The 12,360-nt window shown below is 42.5% G+C and carries 9 protein-coding genes and 2 pseudogenes; all 11 read right to left on the reverse strand.

Annotated features, from left to right (window positions below; all coding sequences use genetic code 11):
- Positions 1-549 precede the first annotated feature (549 nt).
- Entirely contained in the window at positions 550-705 is a 156-nt protein-coding gene (locus F6K64_RS31495; RefSeq protein WP_154659669.1) for a hypothetical protein, read from the reverse strand.
- Positions 706-717: 12 nt separating this feature from the next.
- Complete coding sequence (locus F6K64_RS31500; RefSeq protein WP_131826932.1) at positions 718-1,920, reverse strand: sensor histidine kinase; 1,203 nt, start codon at positions 1,918-1,920, stop codon at positions 718-720.
- A 1,198-nt stretch (positions 1,921-3,118) separates the two neighbouring features.
- Positions 3,119-4,999 carry an NAD+ synthase gene (locus F6K64_RS31505; RefSeq protein ID WP_008179380.1) on the reverse strand — a complete coding sequence of 627 codons (1,881 nt, stop codon included), beginning with the start codon at positions 4,997-4,999 and terminating at the stop codon, positions 3,119-3,121.
- Positions 5,000-5,335: 336 nt separating this feature from the next.
- Positions 5,336-6,404, reverse strand: a pseudogene (locus tag F6K64_RS31510) (IS4 family transposase).
- A gap of 634 nt (positions 6,405-7,038) precedes the next feature.
- Positions 7,039-7,275, reverse strand: coding sequence for a hypothetical protein (locus tag F6K64_RS31515; RefSeq protein ID WP_154659668.1), 237 nt, complete (start codon positions 7,273-7,275; stop codon positions 7,039-7,041).
- Positions 7,265-7,396 (reverse strand): hypothetical protein, encoded by a 132-nt coding sequence (locus F6K64_RS31520; protein WP_267871982.1) that lies wholly within the window; start codon positions 7,394-7,396, stop codon positions 7,265-7,267. The genes F6K64_RS31515 and F6K64_RS31520 overlap by 11 nt, the downstream gene beginning before the upstream one ends.
- Before the next feature lie 284 nt (positions 7,397-7,680).
- Positions 7,681-8,046: a response regulator gene (locus tag F6K64_RS31525; RefSeq protein ID WP_008179375.1), complete on the reverse strand. Its 366-nt coding sequence runs from the start codon at positions 8,044-8,046 to the stop codon at positions 7,681-7,683.
- A 22-nt stretch (positions 8,047-8,068) separates the two neighbouring features.
- A pseudogene (locus tag F6K64_RS31530) lies at positions 8,069-8,917 on the reverse strand (NUDIX hydrolase).
- A complete protein-coding gene (locus F6K64_RS31535; RefSeq protein WP_008179371.1) occupies positions 8,914-9,480 on the reverse strand; it encodes a nicotinate-nucleotide adenylyltransferase in 567 nt (188 codons plus the stop codon). Before F6K64_RS31535 ends, F6K64_RS31530 begins: the two are co-directional and overlap by 4 nt.
- 586 nt (positions 9,481-10,066) lie before the next feature.
- Entirely contained in the window at positions 10,067-10,231 is a 165-nt protein-coding gene (locus F6K64_RS31540) for a hypothetical protein (protein ID WP_154659667.1), read from the reverse strand.
- A 31-nt stretch (positions 10,232-10,262) separates the two neighbouring features.
- The gene (locus F6K64_RS31545) at positions 10,263-11,840 is read right to left on the reverse strand and encodes a mechanosensitive ion channel family protein (protein ID WP_008179367.1); all 1,578 of its coding nucleotides are present in this window, start codon (positions 11,838-11,840) and stop codon (positions 10,263-10,265) included.
- Positions 11,841-12,360: the final 520 nt, after the last annotated feature.

Here is a 12,360-nt window from a genome sequence, read left to right on the forward strand (position 1 = left end):
CTGTCTTACTGCCTACCAAGCCTGCTTGTACAGGTTGTTGGCTTGTTCACACCAGAAAACAAGTAGGTCATTAGTTTCATCTGGTATGTTCCCAGACAATAATCCAGATAATAATATTTTCTTTGTCCCGTATTGCACTAGTTATATCACCTCCTAATCACAAAGAAAGTAGACCAGGGGTGTGCATCCCCTAACTTGTTTTCACCCCCCGCGTCAAGCAGGGGGGCAAACAAGCTGCGATTTCTGTAAATTCAATTCCTAACAGCTTAAATTGCCTAAGCGCCATAATTACCAAAGCCATCTTAAAGCCTGTATTATCATAAAAATGAAACACATGGCTGCCATTTTGTCATTTTTATGTTTGCACACAGATCATCAATTGTAATTTAACTATTGCTAATCATTAGATCAGTAGTGATTGCAATAGTTTTTAGGTAAGCATTCAGCTATCAGTTATCACCTATCAGCTAATGGGCTACGGGCACGCTACTGTTCGCGCAGCGTGCCCGTAGCGCAATCGGTGCTATCAGCTATCAGCCAAAGGCCAGGCTACGGGAATGGCCACGCTACTGTTCGCGCAGCGTGCCCGTAGCGCAATCGGTGCTTTTGAATAAAATAAGCTGACCACTGACCACTGACGGCTGACGGCTGACGGCTGACGGCTGACGGCTGAATGCTTACGTTTTTAGGTGTGGAGGAGACCAAGCAATGGTGTTATTATAGCGAATAATTTTTGAAGGGTGGAAGGGTAAAATAAAACGTTGCTCCTTGTTCAATTGCACTTTTAGCCCAGACTCTGCCACCATGTCGGTGAATAATACGCTTTACAGTAGCGAGTCCAATGCCATTGCCAGTAAACTCGGCTTCGTTGTGCAAGCGTACAAAAGGGATAAATAATCTGTCAGCGTCAGCCAGATCAAAGCCAGCTCCATCATCCCGGACAAAATAGGCGATCGCTTCATCACTAGTTTGCTCTTGCCCCCCTGTCTGAGGTGCGGACAATGGGCAAACTCCAAATTCAATCCTGGCTTGGGGATGATGGGATGTGTATTTCCAGGCGTTGTGGAGTAGATTCTGTAAAACAATCCGGAGCAACGTACTATCTCCATAAGCCTGAATTCCTTTGGCAATGACCCATTCCACGCTCCGTTCAGGTTGGGTTTGTGTGAGTTCTAACCTAATTTCAGCAACCATCTTGCTCAAATCAACCTGCTGGTAGTGCATCGGGTCACCGCTAACTCTCGAAAGCTCTAGCAAATCCTCAATGAGTTTCCACATATGCTGACTGTTAGCAGATATACGTTGGAGATAGTGTTGTCCTTTGAGATCCAACTGGTGATGATAGTCCTTTGATAGAACCTTAATAAAACTCTTAATCCTTCGTAGTGGAGCGCTTAACTCGTGGGATACTGAATAGGCAAATGCTTCTAGTTCCTGATTTGTGGCTTCTAGTTGAGCCGTGGGCTGATTAACTCCGTCTACCAGCTGTTGATTAGTAGCCAACATTGTTGCTGGTTCTAGCACTTGCAGCAAACTATTTTCTGTAATGATACCTGTCGGTCGTCCACTATCCTCTACAACTGGTAGATGACGAATCCGATGTTGGCGCAATCGAGACAGTAGCTTGACTATATTCTCGACATTCTCGACTTCAGTGGCTGGTAGTGTAATTAATTCTGTGGTCATCACGTCAGCGATCGCTAGTCCAGAAAGCCCAATCCCTTCGACTATGACCTTTAGCAAATCTCGCTCAGTAAAAATGCCTACTAATGACAGTTGCGACTGGACGAGTACGTAACTAGAGTCGAACTGGATCATGCGGGCAATTGCCTCTGTTACTAGAGTTTCGGGAGATACAATCAGAGGATCCCTATTAATTGCTGCGTCTAGGTTCAAATACATCGGGTAAGAGTGTAGCACAAATTTCAACAATCTAGCAGTAGGAATTGGTGAAATTATAGCGATTGTGATTAAACAAATTCATTCCAAAATGGCGAAAAATTTCAATTTAACTAGTCAAGATAGAGGGAAATTTTTATTTTTACCTCTCCCTCTTACCCTTTCACCATAATTTTAACCAACTGCACCAGTAAATTAATAAGCAAATTAATACGATGTCAGCATTCAGCATATGCGCATTCGCGCACGCTACGCGAACAGAATTCAGCCATTCCTAATCAGCCCTTAGCTACAAGCAATCTTGAATCAACCAACCTTTAAGAAAGAACATTCTCGCCCGAATACTTATGTACTCCCATCATCTACTCCCATCCAGACCCAAATACCTAAGTTTGGGTCGATGCTTTAGCTGACTCCTGAGCAGCTGAGCCCTGAAGGCTTACCGTTTAGCTCCAATTGACCAGGTTTTTTGTTGATCCTTGACTGTTCACTGCTGACAGTAAACGTCATCTAGTATTTCCAAATAAATCATGAAACCCAATGCTGATTTGTCATAACAAGTAAGCATAATGCCGTCAGCCTAATGCCGTCAGCCTTGTGGCACAGGCTTTGGCCTTGGCCTTTTGGCCTTTTGGCCACGCTACGCGAACGGCCACGCGTGCGCGTTTGGCCACGCTGTGCGAACGACGCTGTGAGGTAACTCAGCATTATTCCAATGCTTACTTGTTTTATTCCAAAGCTGTTCGCGTAGCGTGCGCGTAGCGCATTAGCTGATAGCTGATAGCTGATAGCTGATAGCTGATAGCTGATAGCTGATAGCTGATAGCTGATAGCTGAATGCTTACCATAACACCAAAAAAATACTTGGAGCTCTTTCCTACTGTTACCTACCCCCCTTATTAAGGTTAGGGGGGATTCCTGTACCCTTTTTCAATCAATCCTAGTTTCTATCAAATGGGTTCTATAGACTGTGAACAGTCAACAACCAGACTATTACGTTTATTTTTACCGTCCCACTTACTCGATCACGAAACTGCTATTCTATTATGGATTTCTTGAACAAGACTTCCCTGGCTAGGTAGTGATTAGTTATTAGTCCAGTATTAGTCCATTGTCGTCAACAATAAGTCTTCTGGTCTTTAGCAATGACTAATTACCAAAGACCAAAGACCAAAGACTAATGACTAATGATTAATGACTAATCATTAATAGACTAATGCTATAGCCAACGACTAGCAATTGGCATCCGCCAGCCAGTACCAAAGGCGCGGTCAGTAACCTTTAAGCCTGGCGGGGCTTGTCGGCGCTTAAATTCAACACGAGCGACTAGTCGGATGATTTTGTGAACCACTTCGGGCTGATGACCTGCATCAATAATTTGCTCCGGGGCTTGGTGCTGCTGGATCAGTCGCTCGAGAATATCATCTAGGATATCGTAAGATGGCAAGGAATCTTGGTCTACTTGACCAGGTTTTAATTCAGCGCTGGGGGGCTTGATTAGAATATTAGCAGGAATAATTTCTGTTTGGCTTAAAGGTTGTTCGCCTTTGGCGTTCGAGTCAGTTAGGTTAGCAGGTTGACGCTGATCAGCTTGAAGCTTAGAAGAGGAGTCTGAAGGTTCAAGATTGAGCGTACTAACCTGCAACTTCTGATTAACCTGGGACTCCTCTGCCCTAGAATTTAGCCACCGACATAGGGAGTAGACCCGGGTTTTGGGAACATCGGCAATTACAGCTAATCCACCATTCATATCACCATAGAGGGTACAGTAACCCACTGCCATCTCTGACTTGTTGCCAGTAGAAAGCAGGAGATAGCCAAATTTATTAGCGATCGCCATCAGTAAGGTGCCCCGAATTCGGGATTGAATATTCTCTTCAGCCACACCGAACTCTGTCCCAGCAAATAGAGAGGTTAAGGTTTGGTCAAACCCTTCCATCAAGGAACCAATGGCTAGGGTGTGAGTCTTAATACCTAGGTTTTGTGCTAAAGAGAGAGCATCTTTGACGGAGTGGTCAGAACTGTAGGGAGAAGGCATGAGAATCCCCAAGACATTCTCTGGTCCTAAGGCGGCGGTGGCAATAGCAGCTACAAGAGCAGAATCAATCCCACCACTCAAACCAATTACTACTTTTTTAAAACCACACTTACGGGTGTAATCTCGGACTCCTAGGACTAAGGCTGACCAAATTTCTTCGTCTAGGCTGGCTGGGGCTGGTGCTATTGCTGCCGATGGTGGAGACTCTATAGTTGTTTCTGGTGGGGTGACCAGATCGTGTGTTTCTCGGTCATATTCCAAAATGACTAAGTCTGTTTCAAAGGCACGGGCGCGACATACCATCTCACCAGCCTGATTAAATGCTACACTACACCCATCAAATATCAGGTCATCATTGCCTCCTAGCTGATTGGCGTAGAGGATAGGTGTATGGTAACGGCTAGCGCTATGGCGCAACATTGCTTCCCGAGTTTTCTGTTTACCCGCGCTATAGGGTGAGGCGGACAAGTTTACCACTAGGTCTACACCCTGTTGAACTAAGTCTGTGATCGGATTGACTTGATAGCTGCGTTTGCCCCAAAACTCTTCATCGTTCCACAAGTCTTCGCAAATGGTAACACCGATTTTAATTGGAGAGTGGGCATTCTGAGTTGTGATTGCTGATGGCTGGTGATCAATGGTGAAGGAATTACTCTCCCGTCCTGGTTCAAAGTAGCGGTTTTCATCGAAAACATCATAGGTGGGCAAGAGTCGCTTGTGAAAAATCTGCCGTACTTTTCCCCCCTCTAGTAGAGCAATGCTGTTATATAAAGGTTTGCCACCAGCAAGCTCTGCTTTGGTATTCGGTGTTACTGTCCCCACCAAAACAGCTAGAGACAATGGTAGCTGCTGAGCTAGTTGTTGCACTTGTGTAGTCATCGACTCTCGAAACTTGGGATTGAGCAGCAAATCTCGTGGTGGATAGCCACACAAGGATAATTCTGGTGTCAGCAACAGACGCACATCCTGACTCGCAGCAGTGTTGGCTACTTCAAGAATCCGTTGAGCGTTGCCTGTAATATCACCAATGGTGGGGTTGAGTTGAGCGATCGCAATCTTCATCATTTTTGATTGTTTTTTATAGTTTAGGCCATCTACTTCACACAATCTTTAGTAATCTGGGTTTGGTTAGTAATTAAATGACAAAATATACAGTTTATATCGTCTTGACCAATCCGGTTTTTTTATCAAACCAAAAACTTGCTTATAATTAGCATTTTTTGTTGATATTTTTACTTCTTAATTAGTTGATAAACTTATTGGCAAATCAACTAAAAAACTTGCTATCAATATTAGTAATTTATGATATCATAAATTACTAATATTGCATAAATGTTGAATTCCAAGAGTTATGTACCTAAAATTAGATACACTACACCTATAACACGCCAGATAGGTTCACGAGAACACCATCTTATCAAACCAATGTACATAGCTAATATTTTCACACATAAAAGCTTGTAAATATCGTAGTTTATCTAATGTTTTTTTACCGAAACATTTTGGAATCACCACTAATTGTAATAAAACATAACCAATTAGACAGCTATATATTTGTATCTCAATTCCATTGATATTTTTTGTGATTAATCTGTCGAGTTTTAGATGCATCTTCAAAAATTTCCAGAATAACTCTATTTGCCAGCGCCAACGATAAAAATCTCCAATATCTTCATTACTTATTTCTGATTCACCTGTTTCTGGTAGGTTAGTCACTAGTCTAAATTCAGTTTTAGTTTCGAGGTCACAAAAGTTGACTACTCTAGCTTCTATTTGATCTTTTCCGGTTCCGATTAGAACCTGCCCATTTGATAACATTTCTAGCTGAAAGTTCTGATTAATTCTTAATACAAAATAACGATTATATTTGGTCTTTAGATTTTTTATCCTCTCCAAGCTCGCAAATCCTCTATCCATTACGCCAACTCCGTTTTCTGGAGTTGATTCTATTGTGTTATCCCCATATTTACTATCATGACCTTGACCAAAATGAATCATTATTCCTCCTGGCTCTGCTGTTAATAAATTTAAGCCACTGAATAATTTTACTTGATTAAAGCCTTGGCTCCATAAAAGCTTGCTTGTTAATGTTACTATGGTCGAATCAATCGGAAATAATGCTAATTTATTCTTCCCTACTTTTGGGCTTTTATGTAGAGCTTTTCTTAATTGAATTAACAAATTATAAAACAACATTGGATTTCTCACTTTGCTCGCCTTAGAGAAAGTCGATATGTCTACATCTATGCCACGTACATTCAAACGCTTAAATAAACTCCTCATACTAGTTTGACTTTGGTCTAATACAAATTCTAACCAGGTTGATACAAATAGCGATGCAGCGCGGTCTTGGGGGTTTCCCCCATGAGCGACTGCATCAAGACAGGAAAGTATTGAGGACTGGATAATCATCAGTAGGTAGTTTTCCTAGGTGTTTTTTGATGATTTGTGGAAAATTTGATATCATTTAAGCAACATTATTATATTTTTATTTGGCCTCTATTTTATCAAATTAGAGGCTATTTGTCTAGTTTTTTAACTATCATTCAACATTTCTGCTAATATTGATAAGTATTTAGGGGTATAAATGTCGATTTTTTTTATTTTTTTTACCGTTGTTTAGATGTTTTAAACTAATAAATAATAATCAGGTGGCAACGAAAGTAAACATAAACGTAAACTCGAACGTAAACCCTAACGCAAACCTAATCCTTGATAGTGTAGATTAAGTTATCATTAATAAATCATGAACGTGGAAGAACTATAAAACCGTTATCGAGAAGAGATTCAAAGTCTAGCTAACCAACTTCAAAATGCAGTTCTCGGACTGTCTCAGACAGAATAAAAAATTGCTAAGATGGGACGGTCTATAGAGAACCTGAGCCAAATCCTTGAGTAATTTATCTTACAGCAGAATCAAAAAAAACTAATTCCATGACTGATGGACAATAAATGTCAAGTCGCTTGACCGTAGGTCACGCTGCGCGAACGCTCCAATTCAAAGTTCAAAATTATTAATTCAAAATGATTCGGACAATTCTAGATTTTTAATTTTTAATTTTTAATTTTTAATTCCCCGGGGGGCTTGTACCCGGAATTAATTAATTCAAAATTTGTTCAATGTCTTGATGCAATAGCGAGTGGGGGAAACCACGGCAATAGCGAGTGGTTTGTTCGCGTTCGCCTTTGGCGTGGCCTACGGCCAAGCGTCGCCTTTGGCGATAGTTACCGTAAGACAGGCTCGCCTTAATCAATGGAGGCGCGCTTTCCGCTTGAAGAATTAAATTACGGGGTCGCGCCTCAAGTTTTAACCCTTTTTTGCATAACCTACCAACCATAAAGGCTCAACGTAATCAGGTTTCGTCTCCGGGGGAGACCACGGCAATAGCGAGTGGGGGAAACCCCCAAGACCGCGCTGCCTCCCCAAGACCGCGCTGCCTCCCCAAGACCGCGCTGCATCGCTTCTAGATTTTTAATTTTTAATTTTGAATTTTGAATTCCCCAAAGGGGTCAATGATTTCCCTAACAGGACTTACGCAACAACCCTATCTGTAGGGTGCGTTATTAACTAACCAAGCGCTTTTGTGGAAGCACCTTTGTGGCCGAGTTTTGCGTAAGTCCTGCCTAAGACTTCAAACTCATATCATCTCCGGTACCATCGGTATTGTATACCACAAGAGTGTTTTGCAGGCGGCTCAGCCTTGTGGCTCTCAAGACAAATGACAAAAAAAGCGGACTGGATATCAATTGGTTATTTCTTCCTCTATGGCTTGTTCTATTTCTCTGAGAAGCGCTGGTTTGACTAGATAACGACGAGCTCCTAGTCTGAGAGCTCGCTTTTTGTCTGCTGGGAAGGAGTAGGCAGAAAGGATAACTATAGGGATTGTTGCCCATTGGGATTTCTTGAGTTTTTCGATCAAGGTAAAGCCATCAACTTCTGGTAATTTGAGATCCAGCAGAATCAAGTCAGGTTGAAAGTCGGCGAGGTCTCGTTTAATGGTTAACCCATGGGGTAAAGCGCAAACGTCATACCCTTGCAACTGAAGGTATTCAGTGATAACTTCTCGATTGAAATCGTCATCCTCAATAAATAGGATTTTCTGAACCACAATTACAGATGTTTTTTCATTGCTACATAAATACCAACGGTTTATCCTTTAAACGACCATATGCCTCCGCATCAAAGCGGTACAAATTTCAGGGACGACCTGCTCCATGAGATACTCTTAAACTAGTATCCGCCAGGAATAATAGCTTTAAAAGACGAGGGCTAAAATTGTAATAATCCGAGACGTTTTCAAAAAAAACTGTGGTGTACAGTTGATAAATAGTATAGATATTATTGAGGGTAAATACATCTCGGAACAGGTCAAAGGCGACAGGATTGTCTGCCAATTTGTTGCGCAAATGCCGATAACCATAGTCCAAAATTGGATTATGCTCAAAGGCGAGCTGCGGCACATGCTCGATGGAATACCAGGTAATACCACTGACATGATCTGTGTTGAATTTAGCTTCTTCTAGTCCCACTAGGGCAAAGTAACTGACGGATAGGTAACCCATGGCATAGTGGTGGTTATAGGTAACCTCGACTCTAACCAATTTTGGTTGATAACGACCTAGTTCTCCGAAAGTGTACAGTTGCTCTAGGTTCAGGTTGTTAACTCCAATTTTCTCTGCCCAAATCCGATCGCATAGCGTGGCCATTCGCGTAGCGTGGCCGAAAGGCCAAGGCCAATCGCGTAGCGTGGCCATTCGCGTAGCGTGGCCGAAAGGCCAAGGCCAATCCCCAGCATTGTCTAATGATTCTCCGTCCGACACCAAGGTTCCTGGTAAACTCGATTTACCGAGGAAGGCTTCCTCTTGGAGTACCAAAAGGCGGCTTTGTTGGGTATTGAGGGAAAAAATCACAGGATCAACCCCGACCTGGACGTTGGCTAGAGCTGGTAGTTTGACCTGTTTGGTGCTGCTTTGGGTCATTGGTACAACTGCTCTTGATGGATATAGTCCTTAACCAGAGGAGTCAGTGCTTTTGTATCACCATTCTCACGATACGCTGTAGAGGAAACTGATGGTACCGTAATATCAGCGATCGCTAATTGTGCTCCTAGATGCTTCAACTTTTCTAAACTAGCCTGATCTACTCCATATCCTGAACGAGGTATCACCAGCAACTGTACTTGTTTTAACAATTGTTCAATTTGATACCAACGGGGCATCTGACGGACTAAATCAGCACCAATCACCAGAGTCATGTTTGCCTGTAATCCCCAGCGCTGTTTAGCTAGTGCTATGGTTTCCAAGGTTCTAGAGCTACTCAAGTCGGGGCTGACACGGATCGGATTTTGATACGGGTCAATCTCCTCAATCAGTAACTTGAGCATGTGGGAACGTTGTTCTAGGGTAGTCTGATGAGACTTGAATGGATTATCTGACGCCCAAACCACCACTTGGTCATAGTGATGGGATAGCCACTGGAGAATGGATTGATGAGCACAAGTTGGGGGATCTGCACTGGTACCAAACAGGGCTATATTGACCATAGTTAGTTAAAAGTTAGTTAAAAGCTCAAAGGGGTTTGAGATTAGGTTTGCTCTTCAGTATCTAGTGCGTGAAAAGCGATCTAAGCCTAGGCTTGGGTTTTAGCTTCAGAATTCTAAAATTTAAACGCGCCACGGCTTAGGGTACACTCAAAGGAAACAGAATGGGATGGATGCGCGTCCCGCAATTAAGCGAACGCTTCAACTGCTACACGCTATATATAGCTTATTTGCTTCAGCCCTGAGACCAATGGTGAGAGCCCCCTAGTTGATTGACAAAAGTCCTTAAACTAGGGGGCATGACAGTTGGTACAATGGATATAGCCTGAGAAATCCGACAAATCAAATAGGATTTACTGAGAACTCCAACTGATCAGGACTTATCCAGGAACTCCCTTGAGTAAGGTGCGTTATTAACCCACCTTACTAAGCTGTCGCCTATTTAATTTGTCTATTTTTGAATAAGCGGGAAAAACTATACAATCTTCTCCCCTTGCCGATTCAATTTATAAATCAATTAAATGTAGATGCGACCAATATGTAGATGCGATCAATATAATATGCTTGATGTAGATGTTTTACAGCTTACTTACCTTTCTTCCCACTGTTCTATCTCTTTCATCCCACCACCAATAATCTCTCTAAAAGTGCAACGCCCCTCAAAGTGTGGGAGTTTCAACCGCCCGATACTGTAGCGTGGCCATTCGCGTAGCGTGGCCCAAAGGCCAAGGCCAATCAACTGGTGCGATCTCACCTCCATTGCCTAGGCTAAGCTTGTTTCAAGCCTATTGTTTCAAAATAAACACCGGATCCTGAGCGTTTAATTCAATTCCCTCCTGGTCAAAGAAATCCTTAATCATTTTACGAAGCACTAGCTTGATCTGGTGGTGCTTTCCTGGTTTAACTTTGGTAATGGTTCGTATGGACAGATCAAAATCCCCAAAGTCCTCGATTCCATCCACCTTGGTCGGTTCAAGTACCTCCGAATACTTTTCTTTTAACTGGTGTCCCACCTTTTCAATCACCCTGTACACCTGATCGAGGTCAGCATCATATTCTATGCCAACTTCCACTACAGCATAGATATAATCCTTGGAGTAGTTGGTAATTGAGCCAATATCCCCGTTCCGAATAATATACATTTGACCATTGACGTGTCGAATACGGGTGGTTCTCAGTTCAATCGCCTCCACAATCCCCTCCGCTTCCCCTGTCTGGATATAGTCACCTACCAGGTAGTAGTTTTCAAAGAGGATAAAGAATCCACTAACCATATCGTTAATTAGATTCTGCGCCCCAAGACCCACTGCTAGCCCCACAATGCCAGCACCCGCTAGGATTGGGGTGGCGTCAATTTCTATGGTATCGAGGATCAATATACCCGAACCAAAGTAAATCAAGTACTTCAGTAAACTCTCTAGTACGGGAATAATCGTTAACCGCTTCTTTCGCTGCACATCAGTCAGCTTCGGGTACCTCAGCAGTGCTTCTTGGAGGAACAAATTGGCGATCACGATCAAGCCGCGACTCAGGAAGATGATACCGATAATTTTGACAGCTTTCGATCCATAGGTGGCTAAGTTAGCAATTATCTCTATCTGCTCAACCACCAGGGTGGCAATGCTAACATAGATTATATATTCTAGGCACCGCTTAAAGAAAGGAATCAGATGCCTGAGATTGCTATAGAATCGCAGGATATTCTCAGGGCTAGAGTATTGAACAGTCAGGGTGTCTATGCTATCGATAATGACCACAATGGATCTCAGAATGAGCAACCCGATTCCAATAATCAGATAGATGTTCAGAAGAACGTACAGATACTTAGCTGTGGATTCTGGCACTTTCAGAAACTGGCTACACCAGATTAGGGAAAGCAGCCAGAGTCCACTGGTGAGGATTTTGGTTAAGTAACTAAAGAAATCCTCAATGCTTTCATCACTAGCAGTGATTTGTTCTAGTTTCTTTGCCCGAACACAGCCATAGTTGAGCAAACGCTGCAAGGGTTTTATGGCGAAGGCAACTAGCATCAGAAGGCAGATGCATTTGCCTAACCCAGTGCCAAGGGTTATCCAGAATCCTTTGGGAATATTACTGACTAACCCGAGTGTGTATTCCTTGAGGTCTTTCCCCCGATAGATCAGCCAACTGTTGCCACCAACAATTACAAGGCATAGCGCTATACAACAGATAACGATCAGCGCCTGGAGGTTCCGGCGGAGGTTTCTAGCATTGCTGTTCACCTTTTGGAACCAAGCAACCCTGATCAGTTGCTTGAATAGTCTACTCACCAGCCAGTTGACTAGACAGAAAACTACGATGACCAGGCTGACTTCAGCCAAGATAATAATTATGTTGTTCACTTAACAAATCAGCTCAACCTTTCAGTATAATACAATACTTTACTCATTAAATATAAATTATATTCTTAACTACAATTAAATTGATACCACTACAGGAAGGTTCATCCACCGCCTCATAGCCATAAGTTCATGAAAGTTTCAAAACGTTTTTCTTGACAGTATTCCATGGACAGGAAACGCCTAGGTCGATCTGCGCCATTTGATCACAACTTAAGATCAGATCATCACTTCAGCTTAATTTAACATTTTCTTCACATTTTCTTCATTATTTATCCCTGTTTTTAATTATGCTTCATAATCTTTGCGTAAAAGTTTTAATGGTGTATTTTTTAGTGTATTTTTTTATTTAATGAGACAATTAGACAGGTATCTAAGCCTGGAAAAGCTCACATTCAGATCAGAGCAATAGAACTTAACCCTTCCAAAGCTGACTGCTGAGGGGCTGAGCGCTGAATGGTTACGAGCTATTAGTTTATCCAACTTATAGCACGGAAGTCACGGTCATCACCCTGAGGGTATT

Source organism: Moorena sp. SIO3A2, from assembly GCF_010672265.1.
In the GTDB taxonomy this organism is placed as follows: Bacteria; Cyanobacteriota; Cyanobacteriia; order Cyanobacteriales; family Coleofasciculaceae; genus Moorena; species Moorena producens.

Bases quoted from the DNA above. Each gene is read 5' to 3' on its own strand.
- F6K64_RS31505 (WP_008179380.1), bottom strand. From the start codon at position 4,999: ATGAAGATTGCGATCGCTCAACTCAACCCCACCATTGGTGATATTACA.
- F6K64_RS31515 (WP_154659668.1), bottom strand. From the start codon at position 7,275: ATGGTTGGTAGGTTATGCAAAAAAGGGTTAAAACTTGAGGCGCGACCC.
- F6K64_RS31520 (WP_267871982.1), bottom strand. From the start codon at position 7,396: ATGCAGCGCGGTCTTGGGGAGGCAGCGCGGTCTTGGGGAGGCAGCGCG.
- F6K64_RS31535 (WP_008179371.1), bottom strand. From the start codon at position 9,480: ATGGTCAATATAGCCCTGTTTGGTACCAGTGCAGATCCCCCAACTTGT.